This window comes from Streptomyces rugosispiralis (assembly GCF_024505145.1).
GTDB lineage: Bacteria > Actinomycetota > Actinomycetes > Streptomycetales > Streptomycetaceae > Streptomyces > Streptomyces rugosispiralis.
The window spans coordinates 198,188-220,230 of record NZ_JANIAA010000003.1; the positions used below are offsets into that span (position 1 = coordinate 198,188).

Below are 22,043 nucleotides of genomic sequence, written 5' to 3' on the forward strand. Positions count from 1 at the left end.
CGGGAGGGAGACGGTGGTGGACACCGCGCGAGAATCGGACAGCCTCGAGGCCGAGGTGCTGATCGTCGGCTACGGACCGGTGGGCCAGCTGCTGTCGGTGCTGCTGGCCCAGCGCGGCCGGCGGGTGACGGTGGTGGAGCGCTGGCCGGAGCCGTACCGGCACCCCCGGGCGGTCGGGTTCGACAGCGAGGCCGCGCGCATCCTGGCCTCGGCCGGGATCGGCGACTCGCTCGACAAGTTCACCGAACCCGCGCGGGACCACGCCTGGCAGAACACCAAGGGCGAGACCCTGATCGACCACGAGGTGGCCGACCGGGGCCACTGCACCTGGCCGGAGGCGCTGTCGGCCTATCAGCCCGCCCTCGAGTCCGCGCTGATCGAGCACGGGGCGACGCTGCCGCCGCTGCGGATCCTGCGCGGATACGAGGCGGTGGAACTCGCGGACAACGGCGGCCATGTGACCCTGACCGTGGTCGGCCCGGACGGGGAGAAGACGGATCTCACCGCGCTGTGGGTGGTCGGCTGCGACGGTGCGAACAGCCTGGTGCGCACGGGTGTCGGCACCACCATGACCGACCTCGACTTCTCGTACGACTGGCTGATCTGCGACGTACGGTTGCACGAGCACCGCGAGTTCAGCCCGAACAACCTGGAGATCTGCGATCCGGCGCGCCCCCGGACCGCGGTGTCCGCGGGCCCCGGCCACCGGCGGTACGAGTTCATGCGGGTGCCCGCGGACGACCCCGAGCACTTCGGCACCGTGGAGAGCGCCTGGGAGCTGCTGCGGCTGTTCGATGTGACGCCCGACAACGGCGTCCTGGACCGGCACGCGGTCTACACCTTCCAGGCCCGCTGGGCGGAGCACTGGCGGGCCGGGCGGATGCTGCTGGCCGGGGACTCGGCACACCTCATGCCACCGTTCGCCGGGCAGGGCATGTGCTCCGGATTCCGCGACGCGGCCAATCTGGCCTGGAAACTCGACCTGGTCCTGGGCGGACACGCGGCACCGGCGCTGCTGGACACCTACACCACCGAGCGGCGGGCGCATGTGCGGCACGCGGTGGAGATGTCGGTGGGCCTGGGCCGGGTGGTGTGCATGGCGGACCCGGCCGCGGCGGCGGACCGTGACGCGGCCATGCTGGCCGCACGCAAACGCAACATCGGCCCGAGCGCCGCCCGCCGTTCCGTGGTGCGGCCGCTCGTGGACGGGTTGCTGCACCTGGACGACCAGGGCCGCCCGGCACCGCACGCCGGCCAGGCGGGCCCCCAGTGGCGAGTGCGCCGCGCGGAAACCACCGGCCTGTTCGACGACGTGGTGGGCACCGGTTTCGTCCTCCTCTACGCCGAGGACGTGGTCCCGGCACTGGACGCACGACGCCTGAAGTTCCTCGACGGCATCGGCACCCGGCTGGTGCGCCTGGTCCCCGCGGACACATCCACGGCCGACCTGGACCCACGGGACGCGCTGGACGTGGAGGACCGGTACCTGCCCTACCTGTCGGAGATGGGCGCGCTGGCGGTGCTGGTACGCCCGGACTTCTACCTCTTCGGCATCGCGAGGGACGAGGAAGAACTCCACTTCCTCGTGGACGACTTGGCCACCCAGCTGAACCCGCCCCCCGCCCAGCCATAAGGCTCCCCACCCCGGACATGACTGGTCCCTTCCCCCGAACCACTTGGGGGAAGGGACCAGTTGGTTTCGCGCCCTACGCGCTCTGCGGAGCGTCTAGGTGACGCTCTCCCCCGTCCGTGCCGCGCGGCGGCGTTCGTCACCCACCTTGATCAGGGCGTATCTGATCGCCAGGGCCGCGGCGTTGACCGCGCGCAGCGCTTCCTGGGCGCCGGTGTCCGGGGGTTCCTGGCCGGTGGCGGCGGCCGAGGTGCGCTGGGCGGCCTCCAGGCAGGCCACGCACGCCTCCACGAGGGCGTCGGGGCGGGTGCCGGAGGGCCGGCCCAGTTTCGTCAACAGCCGGGTGATCTCCCGGTGCGCTTCGCTGATCGGGTCCGCCGCCATCGGGTCAGCGCCCCCGGGTACCGTCGTCCGCCGACGGCCCCATGTCCCCGGCCGGGGCCAGGATGAGGAACCGCTGCTCCCACAGGGCGAACACCTCGGCGGCCAGCGCCTCCGACAGCCCGCCCACGACGGTCTTGGCCAGATCCCCGAGCGTGGTGGTGCCGTCCACCGCGCCGAGCAGTTCGTACAGCTCGGGCGACACCTTCGCGGTCGGGCCGCCGTCGTAGTCGAGGGAGATCTCGTGGGTCCTCGCTCCCGCCGAGGCGTCCGGGCCGGCGGTCCTGCGCTCGGCGAGCCGGGTCACCGGGCGGAATCGCGGTACCAGGGCGCCCAGGTCGGGCGAGGGCTTGGCGCGTACCAGGCAGTCCTCCACCACCAGGACGTCCAGGTCGGTGGTGAGGAAGCTGGTCACCACGTCGTCGAGGCTCTGCACGATGGGTTCGGCGTTGTTGTTGAAGGAGGTGTTGAGGAGCACCGGGGTACCGGTGAGCTCGCCGAACCGCCGCACCAGCCGGTGGAACCGCTCGCCCGACTCGGCGGAGACGACCTGCACCCGGGCGGTGCCGTCCACGTGGGTGACCGCGCCGAGTTCGGTGCGCCGCTCCGGCAGCACCGGCACCACGAAGGACATGAACTCGTGGTGGCCCTCGGCGCCGGAGAGGTCGAAGTAGTCGGGCGCGGCTTCGGCGGTGACCACGGGGGCGAACGGCCGGAAGCCCTCGCGCTTCTTCACCATCGCGTTGATGCGGGTGCGGTTCTCCTCGGGGCGCGCGTCCGCGACGATGCTGCGGTGCCCCAGGGCGCGGGGGCCGAACTCGGACCGGCCGTACGCCCAGCCGAGCACCTCTCCCCCGGCGAGGAGTCCGGCCGCGGTCTCCACGGCGTCCTCGGGGAACTCCACCTCGATCAGCGGCGCCCAGTCGGCCAGCCGGGCCCTGATCTGCGCCCGGTCGCCGAGCGCCGGGCCGAGGCTCGCGCTGAGCAGCCGTTTCCTCGGCCGTTGGAGGGTGCCGAGGCTCGCCGCCGCGGCGTAGGCGGCGCCCTCGCCCGCGCCCGCGTCATGCGAGGCGGGGTGCACGAACACCTCGTCGAAGAGCCCGGATTTGAGGATCAGGCCGTTGAGGCTGGAGTTGTGGGCGACGCCGCCGCCGAAGCACAGGCGCGACAGACCGCTGGTCTTCGCCCAGTGCTGGAGGATGTGCAGCACGATCTTCTCGACCGTCTCCTGGAGCGCGGCGGCGAAGTCGCGGTGCTCTTGGGTGAACGGCTCGCCCTTGCGGCGCGGCCGGAAGCCCTCGGCGTAGAACAGCGGGCTGACCAGGTTCGGCACCATGATGTTGCCGTGCAACTCGTACTCGCCGTTGTCCTGGAGGGTGTAGAGCTTGGCGAAGGTGTCGCGGTAGGTCTCGGGGTTGCCCCACGGGGCCAGGCCCATCACCTTGTACTCGTCGCCGAAGCCGTAGCCGAGCAGATAGGTGGCGTTCAGATAGAGCCCGCCCAGCGACTTGGGCACGGGGTAGTCGGCCAGCTTCTCCAGATGTGTGCCCTCGGCGCGGTAGACGGTGCCGGAGTGCAGCTCGCCACGCCCGTCCAGCACCAGGACCAGGGCCGAGTCCATGCCGGAGTGCAGATACGAGGAGTAGGCGTGTGCCTCGTGGTGCGGTACGTACACCAGCTTCTCGTCCGGCAGGTCCCAGCCCAGGCCCTCCTTCAGCCGCTCCCGGATCAGCTCCCGGGAGTAGCGCAGCGGCACCCGCGGATATTCGGTGTAGAGGTGGTTGAGGACGGTGTCGATGTGGTTCTCGGGAAAGTAGTAGCCCACCGCGTCGACGTCCTCGGGCCGCGCACCGGCCAGGGCCAGACACTCACGGACCGCGTTGAGGGGAAATTTCGTCGTCTTTTTGATCCGGTTGAGCCGCTCCTCCTCCACCGCGGCCACGAGTTCGCCGTCGCGGATCAAGGAAGCCGCCGAGTCGTGGAAGAACACCTCGCCCAGCTGCGGCACCACATCGGTGTCCGCGGCGGAGAAGTTGCCGTTGAGCCCGAGCACAAGCACAGTGATCACCCAAACCAGTCAGAGGCGAACGCGAGGATCCGGGGCGGAAGCGCCCGCCGGTCAGCGGGAGTGCGGCAGCGCCGCGTCGGCGAGCTCAGGCGCCGTCAGCCGCAGCGTCGTCGGGGCCGGCTGGGACGCGGGGGTGAGATGGAGGCGTTCGACCCCCTCCTCGCCGGGGGCGGCGAGGGCGGCGGCGCATCCGCAGGTGGTGTCGGCGAACCCTGCGAAGCGGTAGGCGACCTCCATCATCCGGTTGCGGTCGGTGCGCCGGAAGTCGGCGGCCAGGTGCACCCCGGCCCGCGCCGCCTGGTCGGCCAGCCAGTTCAGCACGGTGGACCCGGCGCCGTAGGAGACCACGCGGCAGGAGGTGGCGAGCAGTTTCAGATGCCACACCTCGGGGTGCCTCTCCAGCAGCACGATGCCGACGGCCCCGTGCGGCCCGAACCGGTCGGCCATCGTGATGACCAGCACCTCATGGGCGGGGTCGGTGAGCAGTCCGCGCAGTACGGCGTCGGAGTAGTGCACACCGGTGGCGTTCATCTGGCTGGTGCGCAGGGTCAGTTCCTCGACCCGGGACAGCTCCCGCTCGGTGGCGCGGGCGATCCCCATCCGGATGTCCAGGGTGCGCAGGAACTCCTCGTCGGGGCCGGTGAAATCGGCCCGCTCGGCGTCCCGGCGGAACCCCGACTGGTACATGGTCCGGCGCTGCCGCGAGTCCACGGTGACCACGGCGGGGCTGAACTCGGGCAGTCCGGTGAGCCCGGCCACGTCCTCGGCGGTGTAGCAGCGCACCGCGGGGAGCTGGTAGGCGACCTCGGCGCGTTCGGCGGGCTGGTCGTCCACGAAGGCCATGGCGCGGTGGGCGAAGTTCAGCCGCTCCGCGATGGCGCGCACCGCTTCCGACTTGGGCCCCCAGCCGATGTGGGGCAGGACGAAGTACTCGGCGAGACCCAGCGCCTCCAGCCGCGCCCAGGCGTGGTCGTGGTCGTTCTTGCTGGCGATCGACTGGAGGATGCCACGTCCGTCGAGGGTGGTGATGACATCGCGCACCCACTCGAACGGCGGCACCTCGCCGTCCTCGAGCAGGGTGCCGCGCCACAGGGTGTTGTCCAGGTCCCAGACGAGACATTTGACGGCCGCCGGCGGCTCGCTCCCGCTCACGGGCTTCCCCTCCGTCATGCTTGCACCTTCCTCCGCGTGTGCTGGGCCAGCTTCCGCGTGTGCCGGCCCAGGATGAGCTGGCAGATCTCGCTGGTGCCCTCGATGACTTCCATCAGCTTGGCGTCGCGGTACGCGCGGGCCACCACATGGCCGTCGGAGGCCGCGGCGGACGCCAGGAGCTGTACGGCGCGGGCCGCGCCCTCGGCCGCCTCGCGCGAGGCCACGTACTTCGCGTGCACCGCGTCCACCGCCATGTCGGGCGAGCCGGTGTCCCAGGAGTCACTGGCGTGTTCGCAGGCCCGGGTGGCGTGCCGCTCCGCGACATACAGTTCGGTCAGATGCCGGGCCACCAACTGGTGGTCGGCGAGTACGCGGCCGGACTGCTCCCGGGTGGCGGTGTGCGCGGCGGCGGCCTCCAGGCACGCGCGCAGGATGCCGACGCACCCCCACGCCACGGACATCCGCCCATAGGTGAGCGCGGCGGTGGTCGCGAAGGGCAGCGGCAGCCCGGTGCCGCCGAGTACGTGGTCGGCGGGCACCCGGACCGCGTCCAGGGTGATGTCCGCGTGGCCGGCGGCGCGGCAGCCCAGCGGGTTCGCCACCCGGGTGATCCGGACTCCGGGGGCCCGGGCGGGCACGACCACGGCCGTGGCGCCGCCCCGGTACTTCCCGAACACCACCAGCAGATCGGCGTAGTGGGCGGCGGTGATCCACACCTTCCGCCCGGTGACGACCACCTGTGTGCCGTCGTCGGTGATCTCGGTCTCCATCGCCGACAGATCGCTGCCCGCGCCGGGCTCGCTGAATCCGACCGCCGCCAGGTCGCCGGAGGTCAGCCGGGGCAGAAAGGCGTCCCACTGCTCCGTGCCGCCGAGCCTCCGCACGGTCCACGCCGCCATGCCCTGCGAGGTCATCACGCTGCGCAGGGAGCTGCACAGGGCGCCGACCCGCGCGGTGAGCTCCCCGTTGGCCAGGCTGTCCAGTCCGGTGCCGCCGTGTTCGGGGCCGACCTGTGCGCACAGCACTCCGGCGGCGCCGAGTTTGACCAGCAGGTCGCGGGGCAGCTCCCCGGCCACGTCCCAGGCGTCGGCCCGGTCCCCGATCAACCCGCTGACCAGCTCCGCGTGGCTGGTGGCGGCGTCGGTCACGGCTGTGCCTCGCGCAGGCGCAGGACCATCCCGGTCATCGCGTTCACCGTGCGGAAGTTGTCCAGCGCCAGGTCGGGGCCGGTGATCACCACGTCGAAGGTCGACTCCAGGTGTACGACCAGCTCCATGGCGAACATCGAGGACACGGCCCCGCTGCTGAACAGATCGGTGTCCGGGTCCCAGGTCTGCTTGGTGCGCTGTTCGAGGAACTGCTGCACCTCCTGCGCCACCGTCTCGGCGGTGTGGCTGCCCGGCTTCGATGAGATGGTCACGCCAGTTCCTTCCCGTATGCGTAGAACCCGCGGCCCGACTTGCGGCCCAGGTGGCCGTCGCGGACCTTCTCCAGCAGCAATTCGCTCGGCGCGCACCGGGAGTCCCCGGTGCGCGTATGCAGTACGCGCAGCGAGTCGGCGAGGTTGTCCAGGCCGATCAGATCCGCGGTGCGCAGCGGTCCGGTGCGGTGGCCCAGACACTCCCGCATGAGGTCGTCCACGGCCTCCACCGTCGCGGTGCCCTCCTGCACCACCCGGATCGCGTCATTGATCATCGGGTGCAGCACCCGGCTGGTGACGAACCCCGGCCCGTCGCCGACGACGACCGGTTTGCGCTCCAGCACCCGCAGCAGATCCGTCACGGCGGTCATCACCGCGTCCCCGGTGCGGGGGCCGCGGATCACCTCCACCGTGGGGATCAGATAGGGCGGGTTCATGAAGTGGGTGCCGACCAGCCGTGCCGGATCGGCGATGAAACCGGCCAGTTCGTCGATCGGGATGGAGGAGGTGTTGGAGATCAGCGGCACCTGGGCTCCGGTGAGCCCGGCGACCGCCTCCAGCACCTTGGCCTTGGTGGGGGTGTCCTCGGTGACGGCCTCCACCACGGCGGTCGCGTCCCGGCCGTCGGCCGGGGACGCGGTGACCGTCAGCTCGCCCCGCGGGCGGCCGGCCGGCAGGGCTCCCATGAGCTGGGCCATGCGGAGCCGTTCGGTGACCGCGGCCCGTGTCCGGCCCGCCCTGGTCTCGTCCACCTCGACGACCGTCACCGGGATTCCGTGGCCGACGGCGAGCGAGGTGATTCCCAGTCCCATCGTTCCTGCGCCCAGCACCATGAGCCGCGGCGCCTCCGCATGTCCGCTCATTCATCGCCTCCGCAGCGCGTTGTGAACAACGTGCCGACCATGACACGCGCTTCCGCGTTCACGATATTGTCCGGGCGATCGCGCAAATCCCCTAAGCATCCCCCCTAGACCCCCCTCAGCCGGAATATGAGTTCCGGCATCCCGGCAGGCGCCATTGCGCGGCGCGTCGGCGGATTCTTAGCATGGGCCACATTGGCTTTCCCTTTCACCTTTGCGGGGTGCGGCAATCCGATGGCTCAGCAAGTCGATGTGACCGAGGAAATTCTCGGCTATGTACGGGAACTGTCCCTGCGCGATGACGAGGTCCTGGCCGGGCTGCGGGCGGAGACCGCCGGTCTGCCGGCCGCACAGGCCATGCAGGTGATGCCCGAGGAGGGCCAGCTCCTCGGGCTGCTGGTGCGGCTCGTCGGCGCCCGTTCGGTGCTGGAGATCGGCACCTTCACCGGATACAGCACACTGTGCATGGCGCGGGCGCTGCCGGCCGACGGCGCGCTGGTCACCTGCGACATCACACCGAAGTGGCCGGGGCTCGGCCGGCCGTTCTGGGAGCGCGCCGGAGTGGCGGACCGCATCGATGTGCGCATCGGTGACGCGAAGGACACACTGGCCGGACTGCGGCGGGAGGGCCGGGAGTTCGACCTGGTCTTCATCGACGCGGACAAGACCGGATACGCCCACTACTACGAGGAGTCGCTGGCGCTGCTCCGGCGCGGCGGCCTCATCGTCCTGGACAACACCCTGTTCTTCGGCCGGGTGGTCGACCCGGCCGCGCAGGACGCCGACACCGCCGCCCTGCGCGAGGTGAACAAGCTGCTCCGGGAGGACACGCGCGTCGAGATCTCGATGCTCACCGTGGGTGATGGCATCACGCTCGCGGTCAAGCGCTGACACCGCGCACACCGCACACCCACGACGGCCATTCCCCGGGTCCTCCCGGGGAATGGCCGTCCGCTGTCACGCCAACTCCATGCGGTCGGCGTAGAGTTCGGTGGGCAGTTGCTCCCGGTGCCTGATGTCCAGCTTGCGGAATACCCGGGTCAGATGCTGCTCCACGGTGCTGGCCGTGACGTACAGCTTCCCGGCGATCTCCCGGTTGGTGTAGCCCATGGCGGCCAGCGACGCGACACGCCGTTCGGAGTGCGTCAGCCGCTCGATCCCGGTGTCCGACTTCGGCATCAGCGCCGTGGCCTGGGAGGGGTCGTCGGCCGGCAGCCACTCCTCGTACAGCGACGCCGCGTCGCACATCTTCGCCACATGCCACGCCCGGCGCATGGTCCGGCGGGCCTGCTTCTTCTCACCGAGCGCGTGGTACGCCTGGCTGAGGTCCCACAGCGTACGGGCCAGCTCGTACTTGTCCTCCTGCTCGGTGAACAGCCCCACCGCCTCGTTGAGCAACTGCGGCCGCCGCTTCGCCGAACTGGTGGCCGCCAGGAGGCGCAGCGACTGTCCGCGGGCTCGGGCGCCGTCCGTGTGCGGACGGCTGAGCTGCTGGTAGACCAGGATCCGGGCCTGGTCGTGGTTGCCCTGTGCGAGCCATGCCTCCGCCGCCCCGATCCGCCACGGCACCGGGTCGCAGCCGCTGCTCAGCCCCCAGTCGGTGAGCAGCTCACCGCAGAGCAGGAAGTCCGCCAGCGCCGCCTGGTGCCGGTTGGCCGCGAGGAAGTAGTGGCCGCGGGCGTACAGGTAGTGCAGCCCGTAGGAACTCTTGAACATGGCGTTGGGCACGGTCTGCGCCACGTGGAACCCCGCCTCCTCGTGCCGGCCCATCCGCGTGCACGCCAGGATGAGCGAGCCGAGCGGCAGCCCGATCGCCACCCCCCACGCGCCGGGGGAGGCATGGGTGAGGGCGGCACGGGCCCGCTCCGCGGCCTCGGCGAGGTCACCGCGGCGCAGGGCGATCTCCGACCTGGCCGCCGCCAGCACCGCCTGCCGCATGGGGACGTGCGGTCCCCCGCCGGTCTCGCCGAGCGCGCCCTCGCACCAGGCGGATGCGAGGTCGATCCGGCCGCCGTAGACCAGCGCGAGCAGGGCGAACAGCCCCGCCTGCTCCTGGCATGCCGGGTCGTGGCCGAGCTGCAGTTCGCGCAGCACCTCCTCGGCGCGCCGTACGGTGTCGTGGGTCTGCCCGCCGGTGAGCACGTCCGCCAGCACGGTGCCGGCCCGGGGCCACACCGCCGCCCGCGTGACCGCGGAGCCACCGTGGTGGGCCGGGGCGGTCCGCCGCTCGGCCAGCCAGGGGTAGGTGCAGGTGAGCGCCGCCTCGATGGCGTGCAGCTGGTCCGTGGCGGCGGGGTCGTCGCGCAGATGGGCGAGCAGCCCCTCCACGTCGGTCAGACCGCCCTTCCACAGGAGCTGCATGAGGAGGGTGACGCTGTCGGGGAGGCCGAGCCGACCGGCTCGGACGGCGCCGTAGAGCGGTGTGTGGTGCCGGGTGGCGGTGGAGGGGTTGATCTTCCATTCCGCCTCGGCGAGTTTGGCCTGGAGGGCGGCGCGCCGCTCTTCGTGCGGACACTGCTCGAAGGACTGCTCCAGCAGGTCGACGGCGATGGACGGCTCTTCGCCCACCGCCACCTGCTCGGCCACCTCCAGCAGCACCTCCGCGGGCCAGGAGTCGGGGATCCGCCCGGCGCGCACCAGATGGCGGGCGATCGTGGTGGCGGGCCTGCCCTGGTCGTGCAGCAGCCGCGCGGCCCGCTGGTGCAGCGTCCGGCGCGCCTGCGCCGGCATGTCGTTGAGCACGCCGAGCCGCGCCGCCTCGTGCCGGAACGCGCCCTTGTCCATCAGCCCGGCCCCGGTCAGCGCCGCCAGCACCTGGCCGATGGGCTCGGGTTCGTGTCCGGTCAGCCAGGCGAGGTCGGCGGCGGGTAACGAGGTGCCCACCACGGCCAGCGCCCGCACCACGTCCAGGAAGATCGGCTCATTGCGGTGCAGACAGCTCAGGAAGGACTGGCCGTAGCCCGCCTGGCGGGGCTCGCCGTGCTCGCCGTAGTCGGCCAGCAAGGTGTGCAGCAGCAGCCGGTTGCCACCGGTGGCGGCGTAGACGTCGCCGGTGCGGTGGCTCGCGGTCTCGCCCAGCTCCGCCACCACCACCTCGGACACCTGCTCGCGGGTGAGCGGGCCCAGGCCGATGCGGCGCAGGCTCTGGGAGCGCAGCAGTTCGTAGCGGAGCGGCAGGGACGGGGCGGGCAGGCTCAGATCGTCGGTGAACACGGCCGCGATCCGTGCCGCGTCCAGGCGCCGTACCAGCTGGAGGAGGAAGTGCGCGGAGGCCGGATCGCCGTGCCGTACGTCGTCCACGGCGAGCAGCAGCGGCGTGTGCTCCGCATGGTCGATCAGCGAGGTGCACAGCCGATGGGACAGCCGGGCGATCTCGGCCTCGTCCGCCGGATCGCTGGTCCCGTGCAGGATGGCCGACAGCCCCGGCACCTCGGGCAGCCCACCCGGTGACTTCCAGACCCCGCGGGCGAGTTGGCAGACGACCCCGAAGGGGAGGTCCCGCTCGCTGGGCGAACACGTCGCCGTGACGGCGAGATAGCCCGCCTCCGAGGCCCGCTCGGCGAACGACCGGAGCAGGGTCGTCTTTCCGCATGCCAGCGGTCCGTCCACGAGAAGGGCCTGCCCGGGCCGCACCGGAGAGTCACCGAATGGATGTCCGAGGTGCGCCGCGGCATTCCGCAATCTGTCCGTGGGACGGGAATTCCGCTCGGTATTCACCGGCATGGCATAGCTGTAGGGCATGTTCATGGTCCCCGATCGAGGTCGACGAAATGCGGACTCGCGGCCCTTGGGTCAGACCAAACGTTGATCGGGAAACGATTCCATCAGCACGCCCCTGGCAGCATCAACCCCTACCGGAACCTCCGCCCCCTAACCGACCCCAACGCATCTCGATTTACCCGCCGTGGTGTTCTGTTATCCAGGGCGCACGCCGTACGGTCAACCCCCTACCGGGACTCTGTGCCCCTAAAGCGGACGGGCCGAATACCGCGGCGTACCGCGATTCCGGCTCGCGGGGCATCACCTCTCCGGCTCGCGCGCCCTTCCGGCTCGCGGGGCATCACCTCTACGGCTCGCGGGGCATCTCCGCGAGGGTGGCGCCGACCGTCTCCTCGGAGATCCCGCGCACCAGTCCGGGCCCCTCTGTGCCGTCCAGGACGAACGTCAGCCCGTCGGTGGCCTTCTTGTCCAGCCGCATCAGTGCCACCAGCTCGGGAACGGCGACATGCGGGGGCAGCGCGGTCGGCAGGCCGTAGCGGGCGACCACGTCACGGTGCTCGGCGACCCGCTCCGGGCCGATGCGCCCCAGCGCGCCGGCGAGCCGCCCGGCGAACACCGTGCCGACGGCCACGCCCTCCCCGTGCCGCAGTGCGAACCCGGTGGCGCGTTCCAGCGCATGCCCCAGCGTGTGGCCGTAGTTGAGGAGGTGGCGCAGGCCCGAGTCGCGTTCGTCCGCGGCGACGACGCCCGCCTTGAGCGTCACACTGGCCGCGATCTGGTCGAGCAGCGGCAGCCGGTCGAGATCGGGCGCGCCGATGAAGTGGCAGCGGGCGATCTCCCCGAGGCCGTTGCGCCACTCCCGCTCGGGCAGGGTGTCCAGGTGGTCGAGGTCGCAGAGCACTGCGGCGGGCTGCCAGTAGGCGCCGACCAGGTTCTTGCCCTCGGGCAGATTGACCGCGGTCTTCCCGCCGACGCTCGCGTCCACCTGGGCCAGCAGCGAGGTCGGCACATGGATGACCGGTGTGCCCCGGTGGTAGAGGGCGGCGGCCAGGCCCACCGTGTCGGTCGTGGTGCCGCCGCCGCAGGACACCACCACATCCGAGCGGGTCAGCCCGAATCCGACGAACCGGCGGCACAGGTCCGTCACGGCGGCCAGGTCCTTGGCCTCCTCCCCGTCGCGCGCCGGTACGACGAGCGAGGGCACGCCCGGGTCGGGGGTCCGCTCGGGGGGCCGCGCGGTGACCACCACCGCCTTGCGCGCACCCAGGGCGGCCACCACCTCCGGAAGCAGCCGCTGCACACCGTGTCCGATGTGGACGGTGTACGAGCGGTCGGCGAGTCCTACGGTGACCTGCCGGGAAGCAGACGCGGAACTGGCGGCCGGACTGGAAGTCGACGTGGTCAAGAGTGCCTTCCCCTCGCTTGCGCGGCCCCGGCGAGAAAGGTCTCGCCGGGGCCGCGATCGGGTGTGGAGCGCTTGCTAATCCTCTACCGCGATCGCGGCGGCCGGGCAGAGGAACGACGCCTCGGCGACGCTGTCGCGGAGCGCGAGCGGCGGGTTCGGGTCCAGCAGGACGACGGCCCCGTCCTCCTCCCGCTGGTCGAACACCTCCGGCGCGGCCAGCGCGCAGTGTCCGGCCGCGCAGCACTTCTCCTGATCCACCGAGACCTTCACCATGGTGCTCCCCTCTCCTTCTGTTGTCCGCCCGGCCGCCGGTCCGCGGTCATCGGTCGTCGGCCGTCGGTCGCCGCTCGTCGGTCGCCGCTCGTCGGTCGCCGATCCCTGGTCACCGATCCGTGGTCACCAGGCGACGGGCACTCGGGCGACGCCGAAGTTCATCGACTCGTACAGGAACGCCAGATCCTCGAACGGGCCCTCCAGGCGCAGCGTCGGCAGCCGGCGCACCAGGGTCTCCAGGGCGATCTGGAGCTCGACCCGGGCGAGGGTCTGCCCCAGGCACTGGTGCACCCCGAAGCCGAACGCGACATGCTCACGGGCGTTCGGCCGGCCCAGGTCCAGCTCGTGGGCGTCCGAGAAGTGGGGGTCGCGGTTGGCGCTGGGCAGGTTGATGATCACCCCTTCACCGGCCGGGATGAGTACGCCGCCGACCTCGACGTCCTTGATGGCCACCCGTCCGGTGCCCTCCTGGACGATCGTGATGTACCGGAGCAGTTCGTCCACCGCGTTGGGCATCAGCCCGGGGTCCGCCCGCAGCCGGGCGAGCTGCTCGGGGTGGCGCAGCAGCAGGACGGTGGACAGGGCGATCATGTTGGCCGTGGTCTCGTGCCCGGCCAGCAGCAGCACCAGGGCGGTGGCCACCACCTGCTGCTGGGTGAGCGCGCCCGTCCGCTCCTGGTCGACGATGAGCCGGCTGAGGAGGTCGTCCCCCGGATCGGCGCGCTTGGCCGCACACATCCGGGAGACGTAGTCCACCATCACGCCGAGCGCGGCGCCCATCTCCTCGGTCGACACGGTGAAGTCCATGACGCCCTGCGACGCCCGCTGGAACTCCGCGAAGTCGGCGTCCGAGACCCCCAGCATCACGGCGATCACCTGGGACGGCAGCGGGAAGGCGAAGTCGGACACCAGGTCGGCCGGCGGCCCCTCGGCGATCAGCCGGTCCAGGAGGCCGTCCACGATGTCCTGGATCATCGGGCGCATCGCCTCGGTGCGCCGGATGGTGAAGTGCGCGGTGAGCATGCGGCGGATCCGGGCGTGCTCCGGATCGTCCATCCTCCCGAGGTTGAACACATCGGCCGGCACCTCGAACTTCACGAAGCGGGGCATCGCCTCGTGTGTACCGTCGGCGCTGAACCGGTCGTCGCCGAGCACGATCCGCGCCTCGTGAAAGCCGGTGACGAGGAACGGGGTGCTGCCGTCCCACATCCGCACCCGTGTGACGGCGGACCGCTCGCGCAGTTCCTCATACCCCGGCGGGGGTGAGAACGGGCATGCAGCAGCCCGCAGTTCGGGGTAGTCGCGTATCTCGTCCATGCCTGTCCGTCCCGTCAGTCGCTCCATCGCCACCACTGCGCCGCCCTACGGATTGCCAAGTCTGGTCCGCGCGCCCGCTCCCCCATCCCCTAACCACTCCCCTATCCCCCCTTGCCCTGGGTCTTGTCCAAGGGCGGCGCCATCAGCCGGAGGACGCGCCCGTGGCGCCGATGAGCAGCCACAGACGGCGTGACAGCTCCTGCCGATTTCCCACCGAGAGCTTGCGGTAGATACGGGTCAGATGCTGTTCCACGGTGCTGACGGTGATGTACAGACTCTTGGCGATCTGCCGGTTGGTCATTCCGGACGCCGCCAGTGTGGCCACCCGCCACTCGGCCTCCGACAGCACGGGCTGCTCGGCGCTCTCGGCCGCGGTGCCGGGGGCGTCGTCATCAGAGCCCTCGGATTCACCCGCCTCGTCCGGCGGTTGTGAGCGCCCGCGGCTCTCGGCACCGTCCACGACGAGCTCTCGTCGGCTCTCGTGCTGGGCGCTCATCCCGCACTCGTCCATCAGCTTCTGCGTCTCATGCCAGGTGGTCCGCGCCTGCTGGGTCTCCCCGGTGCTGAGGTAGTCCTGGCTGAGCTCGGCCAGCGTACGGGCGAGTTCATAACGGTCGCCCTGCTCGCGCAGGCACTTGGCGGACTGGTAGAGGAGCAGCCTGCGCTTGTCCGGATCCTCGGCCATGGCCAGGATGCGCAGCGCTCTGCCCCGGGTGCTCAACGGCCGGTCCGGCGAGAGCTTGAGCTCTTCCAGGGCGAGCCTCTTGGCCTCCGCCGGTTCATGGACCCGCAGATACGCCTCGGCGGCGTCGATGCGCCAGGGCGCGAGGTCACCGAAGTCCACGGGCCACTGGTCGATCAGCATCCCGCTCACCATGAAGTCGTTCAGCGCGGCGTACGGGCGGTTGGTGGCCAGGCAGTACTGCCCCCGGGCCCGGAGGTACTCCAGTCCCACCACGCTGTCGAACATTTCCTTCGGCACCCAGTAATGCAGATACCGCTGGGCCTCATCGAGCCGGCCGATGGCGGTGTGGGCCGCCACCAGCACGGACAGCGGCAATCCGATGGCGACGCCCCAGCCGCGCGGCGGGATGGACCGCAATGCCGTACCCGCGAGATCAATGGCGGTGGTGAAATCCCCATGACGGCATCGGATATAGGCACGCATGGACAGCGCGACGGCGCACGGGGTCTTCATGTTCAGCTTGTCGGCCGCGGCGAAAAGCGCCACGCACAGCCGGTCCGCCGCCTCCGATTCCCCTCGGGCGGCCAATGCCCAGACGATCCGGCAGGCGTATGCGTAAGCGAACCAGAAATGGTTGGAGGGCGACAACAGGTGCATGGTGTCGGGGGAGAAGTGCGCCACCTGCCGAGGATCCTGGAGATGCCCGATCTCCATGCCCAGCTCGTCCACGGAGAGCTGGAGACCGTGCTCCAGGTTGGCCGCCCACAAACCGTCGACTTCCCCGTCCGGGCCGTCCTGCCCGGGGAAGTCATGGATCAGCATCGGTTTGAGGAAGGTGACCCACTGCCGGGTCACCCGCAGGGCGGCCATACTGGACGCGGTATCGGCGTCACCACTGCCCGACGACCATTTGAAGGTCTCTTCCGCGTCGGCGTACCGGCCGAACCACAGCACCATGAAGAGCAGGAAGCACTGATACTGCTCCGGGATGTCCGCGGGGGGTTCCGCCCGTATCTCGGCCAGCAGGCGGTCCAGCTCGGGTTCGGCGGTCGCCGGATTGCTGGACCATAACGCGCCGACGAGCGCCATGAGAATGTCCATGTGCTCACGCCGGCTGAGGTCCGCGCGGTCGGCGAGCCGCAGACTGGCGATCGCGTCCTCCGTACAACCCTCGTCGAGATTCTTCTGGGCGGCCTGCCAGAGCACCGCCACGCCCTTTTGATCCGGCGTCTTGTCGGCGGCGACGAGGAGTTCGGCCACCGCGATCGGGTCGGCCCCCTCGGTGTACAGGAGTTCGGCCGCTTTCGCGCTGAGGAGGGCCCGGTCCTCCGCCGTCAGCGTCTCCAGCGCGACGGAACGGGCCGCGGGGTGCCGGAAACGCCCGTCCTCCAGCAGGCCCGCGGAGTTGAGGAGGTCCATGGCCCGGGACGCGCGTTCCGCACCGTATTCGAGCAGACTGGCCACTCGCCAGGGGCTGCCGTACGGGCCGAGCACGGCGAGCGCCTGCGCCACCTGGAGCAGCGCCTGATGGCACAGCAGGGACCGGCGATAGGACTCCCGGAACTCCGCTCCGACCGTGACCTCTCCACCGGCCCCGCTCCGAGCGGCCGCGAGGTGGTCCCGCAGCAGGGCCTTGACCAGCCTCGGGTTGCCTCCGCTGATGGCGTGGCAGGAAGCGCGGACCCGGTCGGCCAGGTCGGCATGGCCGTGCCCTTCCAGCAGGCGTCCGACCTCGGACTCCGGGAGGGTGCCGATATCGATCTTGTAAAGGTGGTGGCAGCTGTGAATTCGGGTGCCCAGGTGGTGGGTCTGCCCGCTGGTCATCACGACGAGTGTGCGGGTGCCGGACGCATGCCGGGCGATATGCAGAAGGCACATCAGGGAGGGGTAGTCGGCATGCTCGGCATCGTCGACCGCGAGGATCAGTTGCCTGCCGCCCGCGATGCGGTGCAGCACATCGGATATCTCCCGGACCAGACTTCTCAGCAGGTCGTGTTCGGCTTCCGCATACCGCTCTCCGGCGGCCCTCCAGCGTGCCACGACATCCAACGCGCCGGTGGCCGTGGAGGATCGGATCAGCTGTTCCACGACATTGAACGGAATAGCGGTGTCGTCCGCGAATCCGGACGCCGTCAGACAGACCGCGCCCGATACGGCCGCCCGCCGCTTCAGACTTCCCAATAAGGTGGTCTTCCCGACACCGGGCCCCCCGATCACCTGAAGAAGCCCGCCATTTCCGTTTGCTGCCGTGGCGAGAATATCACGGAGTTCGGATTGATAATCTGTCAGTCCCATACTCATCAGTCCTCGCTGTGGGGGTTGCGTTTGAGCGATGAGTTGATCTCCGCAGTCATCCCACCCTGCGGAAGAAGAGTTCGCTGACGGGACAGATATCCGCTGCGTCGGCGGCAACGAATTCCCTGATGTGGATCACCTCCGGTGGGAGCCAGTGGTCTTGACGGTCATACAAGCAGAGACACAACCGGAACGATACCTTCCATCGGTTGTGACCTCAGCCACGGTTTCCTGCCCCCGTGCGCCCCCGTATGCCCCCGTGTGAGCACGCTCGACTGAGCGGGCGGTGGCCTGTCCGCACACCCCAGAAAGGGCGGGACGCCACCGGCGACGGCGCGCAGAAGAAAGGAAGAGTGCGGCATGCCGACGCGAATAAGACCTCAGCCTATGAAACCGGTTGCGAAACCGGCAATACCCTTTACCTTTTGCAAAGCTGGCATTTACCAGCAGCCACCCCGGTCGGTCACCGCGCCTCGCCCGCCGCGGCGGACTCCGGACCGGCATGCGCCCAACCCGTGGCCATCCCCCGGTTGCCTCGACGTCATGTCACGTACCATTACCGGCAACCTCCTCGCCCTCAGCAGATACCGCCTGCCCCGACTCGGTCGCGGAGTTGCGGGGATTGACCCCTGTATGATCACCACGACAGCGAGACCATAAACGGCCTCCACCTCATGATTCCCCTAAACTCTACGCCTTGATTCGGCCGGGATTTATCTGCCAGCAAAACGGCCGAAACGGATGCGCCGGTGGCTGAACGGGGCCGGACCCACGCCATACGATGCCCGAAGTCCTGGCTCCTGGCCACATCAAAGATGAGGGAGCGTCAACTGTGACCGTAAAGGGTGCCCTGTTCGATTTCTCGGGGACACTGTTCCGCGTCGAGTCCACCGAGTCCTGGCTCCGTGCCGCGCTGGAGCGGACCGGGACCGCCGTCCCGGACGAGGAGTTCGTACGGTACGCGCGGGAGCTGGAGGACGCCGGGGCGCTTCCCGGCGGCACCCCGCCGCTCGCGGTGCCGCCGCACCTGGCGGACGTGTGGCGCGTACGGGACCGCGACGCCGAGCTGCACCGGGCCGCCTACACCGGCATTGCCCGCCAGGTGCCGCTCCCCCGCCCCGAGCTGTACGACGCCCTCTACGACCGGCACCGGGAGCCCGCCGCCTGGCGGCCCTACCCCGACGCCCACGAGGTGCTGGGCGAGCTGCGCCGGCGCGGTGTGCGGATCGCGGTGGTCAGCAACATCGGCTGGGATCTGCGCCCGGTCTTCCGCGCCCACGGCCTGGACGAGCTGGTGGACGCCTATGCGCTCTCGTACGAGCACGGCGTCCAGAAGCCGGATCCACGGCTGTTCCAGGCCGCGTGCGACGCGCTGGGCCTGGACCCCGGTGACGCCGTGATGGTGGGGGACGACCGCCGGGCGGACGCGGGAGCCGCGGCCCTGGGCTGCCGGGTCCATCTGGTGGACCATCTCCCGGTGGACCGGCGCCCGGACGCGCTGCGGGCGGTTCTCGGCCCGCCGCCGGACCCCGGCACGGCCCCGTAGCGCCCGGGGCCAGGCCCCGCAAGGGATTCCAGAGACGATCCGAGGGCGTTCCAAAGCGGCGGACCCACCGGTTCGGGCGATCCCCCCGTGTCGCCCGAACCGGCGGAGGCATGCGTCCGCCCTCATCCGCCCGCAGGGGAACGGCGGACAACCGCACGTCCCCTGAGTATATTGGCTGACAGCCAGCCAACGCAGGAGTTACAGCATGGTCCCCCGAAGCCCGTCGGTCAATGAGGAGTTGCGGCGCCGATCCCAGGCCCGTCTGCTGGAGGCGACGGTCGAGTTGATCGGCGAACACGGCTACGAGGCCACCACCCTCGCCGATATCGCCGACCGGGCCGGGGCGGCCCGCGGTCTGGTGTCGTACTACTTCCCGGGCAAGCGGCAGCTGCTGCAGACGGCCGTGCACCGGCTGATGCACATGGAGCTGGCCCGGGGGCTCGAGCGGGAGCCGCGGCCGGAGGGCGAGGAGGCCGGGCGGGAGCTGCTGGCGCGGGCGATCGACGCGATACTGGGCCTGGCCCGGGACCGGCCCCGGCTGATGCGGACGCATATGGCGGGGATCCTCACGGCCGAGGGCTTCATCCAGTGCCCCGAGCAGCAGCGGCTGGCCGGCCTGCTGCGGGACACCGTCACGCGCTACGGCTCCGAGGATCCCGAGGCCGACTACCGGCTGCTGCGCGCCCTGCTGATGGGCGCCGTGGTCGCGGTGCTGCTGCCGGGCGCGCCGATGGCGCCCGAGCGGCTGCGGGCGGAGCTGTTCCACCGCTACGGACTGGACTGGGAGCTGGGGCTCCCGCCGGGCGACGAACCGCCCGACGGGAGCCGGTGAGTGCTCCGGGCCGACCCCTGAACGCTCCGGGCCGGCCGGTGAGCGCTCCGGGCCTGGGACCCGGCGCTCAGCGGTAGTCGGGCTGCGTCTGCGTGTTGAGCTCGCTCAGCCGGACCGAATCGGCGCTGTCGGTGCGCCGGTCGTGGATCTTCAGGACGTCGAAGCCCTTGTTGATGTCGTTGGAGTAGATGTAGCCGTTGTAGTAGTACGCGGACCAGGATCCGCCGGTGATGAGCGTGTCGCTGGAGAGCGGCCCGCGCTCGAAGTAGCCGATCTCCTTCGGCCGGTCGGAGTCGGTGAAGTCCCAGATGGACACGCCGCCCTGGTACCACGCCTGGACCATGATGTCGCGGCCCTCGGCCGGGATCAGCGAGCCGTTGTGCGCGACGCAGTTCTCGGTGTCGGCCTGGTGGCGCGGGATCTTGAAGTAGCTCCGGAAGACCAGCTTGCGCTTGTCGCCCTTGCCGACGATGTCGTAGATGCCGTCGGCGCCGCGGTCCTGGCCCACCTCGGTGTTGCAGGTGGCGGCCCCGCCGCCGCCCAGCTCATCGGTGAACACGACCTTGGTGCCGCGCTCGTTGAAGGTGGCCGAGTGCCAGAAGGCGAAGTTGACGTTGTCCTCGACCCGGTCGATGACCCGCGGCTTGGCGGGGTCGGCGATGTCGAGCAGGATGCCGTCGCCCATGCACGCGCCCGCCGCCAGCTTCAGCTTGGGGAACGTGGTGAGGTCATGGCAGCCGGTGGTCTGGGAGACGCCGGGGTTGGTGGGCGCACCGGGGTTTCCGCCGTCCGGGAAGAGCACGGGGAAGTCGATGACCGCGGCCTTCTCGGGCGCCTTGCGGGGCACCTTGATGACGGATATGCCGTCGTGCGGAGGCTGGCAGTCCGGGAAGGTGACGCTGGGCGAGTACGAGGAGACGTAGATGTACACGTCCTTGCGCTCGGGCACCAGGGTGTGGGTGTGCGAACCGCAGGCGGTCTCGACGGCGGCGACGTACTCCGGGTTCCGCTTGTCGCTGATGTCGAAGACCTTCATGCCCTCCCACGAGGACTTCTCGGTCGCGGGCTGGGTGGTGCTGTTGCAGGAGTTGTCGCTGCGCGAGGAGTCGGTGGAGAGGAAGAGCAGGTCTCCTGAGACCGACACATCGTTCTGCGAGCCCGGACAGAGCACCTGGCTCACGATCTTCGGGCTCTTCGGCCGGCTGATGTCGTAGATGACAAAGCCGTCGTAGTTGCCCGCGAAGGCGTACTTGCCCTGGAAGGCCAGGTCGGAGTTGACGCCCTTGAGGTCCTGCTTGGGGATGTTGGTGAGGTGGCTGACGTTGTCGCTGTGGACGATCTGGTCCACACCGGGGATGTCACCGTTCTCGATGGCGGCCCTGGCTTCCGACTGCTGGCTCTTCGTCACCCGCTCCTTGTGGGGAGCGTCACCGGGGTCGGGCGTCGCGGCCGCCGGTCCCGCGGCCAGCAAGGTGGCCACCAGTCCGAAGGCGGCCGCGGCCGCGCCGAGATATCTGCGCCGCTGTGGAGATCTTTCCCACGGCTTCACTGCGTCCTCCCTTTGTCGCCGTCTCCGCTCGGAGTTGAACGGTTGACGGACCGGGGGAAGTATCGCTCTATCCATGTACACCACAACAGGCAGCAACATGTTCGTAAAGAGATTTTCCCAACACGCCCGGCTCGGGAGCGCCGCTGACGTGCTAAGACGGTCTGCGGATCCCAAGCGCCCCAGGAGGCCACGGTGTTGCACCGCCGTACGACGCTCCACTCCGCTTCCCTCGCGGCCGCCGCTGCGGCTGCCGCCCTGGCACTCGTCCTGACCGGCTGTGACACGGAGAGCGGCGGCGGGGCCGACGCGGGGAAGGGCAAGGACGGGAAGCCCGCGGTGATCGCTCCGGGCAAGCCCGGCGAGGCGGCGAAGAAGCTGTCGGCCGAGGAGGCGGCGAAGGCGGGCGACGACGACTCCCCCAACTCCGCCGACCGCTCCTACGTCCGCATGATGATCGAGCACCACCGGCAGGCCCTGGTGATGACCGACCTCGCCGCCGACCGGGCCAAGTCGGCGAAGGTCAAGCGGCTCGCGGAGCGCATCGCGTCCGGGCAGAAGCCGGAGATCGACGCGATGCGCGGCTGGCAGAAGACCGATGGCGGCGGGCCGAAGGGCGGCGGGGACGGCCACGAGGGCCACGAGGGCCACGCCGCGAAGATGCCGGGGATGGCCACCGAGGCCCAGCTCGCGCGGCTGCGCGCCGCCGAGGGCGCCGACTTCGACGCGCTCTTCCTCAAGCTGATGATCGCCCATCACCGGGGCGCGGTCTCCATGGCCACGGATGTGCTGGCCCAGGGCAACAACGTCCGGGTGGAGGAGATGGCGAACGACGTGATCGCGCAGCAGAGCAGCGAGATCCGGCGGATGCGGCAGATGTCGTAGCGGGCGGCGCGCCGATGTCGTAGCTCGT

The 22,043-nt window shown here is 70.3% G+C and carries 17 protein-coding genes; 5 read left to right on the forward strand and 12 right to left on the reverse strand.

Annotated elements, in window-relative coordinates:
- The first annotated feature begins 16 nt into the window (after positions 1–16).
- On the forward strand, positions 17–1,633 hold the full coding sequence (mhpA, locus tag NP777_RS07335; protein WP_256649236.1) for a bifunctional 3-(3-hydroxy-phenyl)propionate/3-hydroxycinnamic acid hydroxylase MhpA: 1,617 nt from the start codon (positions 17–19) through the stop codon (positions 1,631–1,633).
- A gap of 93 nt (positions 1,634–1,726) precedes the next feature.
- On the opposite strand, the gene NP777_RS07340 is transcribed toward mhpA, so the two are convergent.
- Genes NP777_RS07340 through NP777_RS07365 form a run of 6 tightly spaced genes read right to left on the reverse strand, consistent with a single transcriptional unit; the run spans position 1,727 to position 7,514 of the window.
- Positions 1,727–2,014, reverse strand: coding sequence for an O-linked N-acetylglucosamine transferase (locus NP777_RS07340; protein ID WP_256649237.1), 288 nt, complete (start codon positions 2,012–2,014; stop codon positions 1,727–1,729).
- Positions 2,015–2,018: 4 nt separating this feature from the next.
- Positions 2,019–4,079 carry a carbamoyltransferase family protein gene (locus tag NP777_RS07345; protein ID WP_256649238.1) on the reverse strand — a complete coding sequence of 687 codons (2,061 nt, stop codon included), beginning with the start codon at positions 4,077–4,079 and terminating at the stop codon, positions 2,019–2,021.
- A 51-nt stretch (positions 4,080–4,130) separates the two neighbouring features.
- On the reverse strand, positions 4,131–5,249 hold the full coding sequence (locus tag NP777_RS07350; RefSeq protein ID WP_256649239.1) for an HAD-IIIC family phosphatase: 1,119 nt from the start codon (positions 5,247–5,249) through the stop codon (positions 4,131–4,133).
- On the reverse strand, positions 5,246–6,379 hold the full coding sequence (locus NP777_RS07355) for an acyl-CoA dehydrogenase family protein (RefSeq protein ID WP_256649240.1): 1,134 nt from the start codon (positions 6,377–6,379) through the stop codon (positions 5,246–5,248). Before NP777_RS07355 ends, NP777_RS07350 begins: the two co-directional genes overlap by 4 nt.
- Positions 6,376–6,651 carry an acyl carrier protein gene (locus NP777_RS07360; RefSeq protein WP_256649241.1) on the reverse strand — a complete coding sequence of 92 codons (276 nt, stop codon included), beginning with the start codon at positions 6,649–6,651 and terminating at the stop codon, positions 6,376–6,378. The genes NP777_RS07355 and NP777_RS07360 overlap by 4 nt, the downstream gene beginning before the upstream one ends.
- Positions 6,648–7,514 (reverse strand): 3-hydroxyacyl-CoA dehydrogenase family protein, encoded by an 867-nt coding sequence (locus tag NP777_RS07365; RefSeq protein ID WP_256649242.1) that lies wholly within the window; start codon positions 7,512–7,514, stop codon positions 6,648–6,650. Before NP777_RS07365 ends, NP777_RS07360 begins: the two co-directional genes overlap by 4 nt.
- 231 nt (positions 7,515–7,745) lie before the next feature.
- Here NP777_RS07365 and NP777_RS07370 point away from each other — a divergent pair, with 231 nt between their 5' ends.
- Entirely contained in the window at positions 7,746–8,402 is a 657-nt protein-coding gene (locus NP777_RS07370; protein WP_256649243.1) for a class I SAM-dependent methyltransferase, read from the forward strand.
- Between the two features lie 66 nt (positions 8,403–8,468).
- Here the strand turns inward: NP777_RS07370 and NP777_RS07375 are convergent, their stop codons facing one another.
- From NP777_RS07375 to NP777_RS07395, 5 genes are all read right to left on the reverse strand, one after another.
- On the reverse strand, positions 8,469–11,258 hold the full coding sequence (locus tag NP777_RS07375; RefSeq protein ID WP_308405042.1) for a helix-turn-helix transcriptional regulator: 2,790 nt from the start codon (positions 11,256–11,258) through the stop codon (positions 8,469–8,471).
- Positions 11,259–11,577: 319 nt separating this feature from the next.
- On the reverse strand, positions 11,578–12,636 hold the full coding sequence (locus NP777_RS07380) for a 3-dehydroquinate synthase family protein (RefSeq protein WP_256649244.1): 1,059 nt from the start codon (positions 12,634–12,636) through the stop codon (positions 11,578–11,580).
- 75 nt (positions 12,637–12,711) lie between these two features.
- Positions 12,712–12,906: a ferredoxin gene (locus NP777_RS07385; protein WP_037961789.1), complete on the reverse strand. Its 195-nt coding sequence runs from the start codon at positions 12,904–12,906 to the stop codon at positions 12,712–12,714.
- 126 nt (positions 12,907–13,032) lie between these two features.
- Positions 13,033–14,226 (reverse strand): cytochrome P450, encoded by a 1,194-nt coding sequence (locus NP777_RS07390; protein WP_256649245.1) that lies wholly within the window; start codon positions 14,224–14,226, stop codon positions 13,033–13,035.
- Positions 14,227–14,368: 142 nt separating this feature from the next.
- A complete protein-coding gene (locus NP777_RS07395; protein ID WP_308405043.1) occupies positions 14,369–17,212 on the reverse strand; it encodes a helix-turn-helix transcriptional regulator in 2,844 nt (947 codons plus the stop codon).
- A gap of 826 nt (positions 17,213–18,038) precedes the next feature.
- On the opposite strand from NP777_RS07395, the gene NP777_RS07400 reads away from it, so the two are divergent.
- Together NP777_RS07400 and NP777_RS07405 are read left to right on the forward strand one after the other, a co-directional pair.
- Positions 18,039–18,752, forward strand: coding sequence for an HAD family hydrolase (locus tag NP777_RS07400; protein ID WP_256649247.1), 714 nt, complete (start codon positions 18,039–18,041; stop codon positions 18,750–18,752).
- A gap of 205 nt (positions 18,753–18,957) precedes the next feature.
- Entirely contained in the window at positions 18,958–19,584 is a 627-nt protein-coding gene (locus NP777_RS07405; RefSeq protein ID WP_256649248.1) for a TetR/AcrR family transcriptional regulator, read from the forward strand.
- Between the two features lie 67 nt (positions 19,585–19,651).
- On the opposite strand, the gene NP777_RS07410 is transcribed toward NP777_RS07405, so the two are convergent.
- Positions 19,652–21,133 (reverse strand): LVIVD repeat-containing protein, encoded by a 1,482-nt coding sequence (locus tag NP777_RS07410; RefSeq protein ID WP_256649249.1) that lies wholly within the window; start codon positions 21,131–21,133, stop codon positions 19,652–19,654.
- 192 nt (positions 21,134–21,325) lie between these two features.
- Here NP777_RS07410 and NP777_RS07415 point away from each other — a divergent pair, with 192 nt between their 5' ends.
- Positions 21,326–22,015: a DUF305 domain-containing protein gene (locus NP777_RS07415; RefSeq protein WP_256649250.1), complete on the forward strand. Its 690-nt coding sequence runs from the start codon at positions 21,326–21,328 to the stop codon at positions 22,013–22,015.
- The last annotated feature ends 28 nt before the right edge of the window (positions 22,016–22,043 follow it).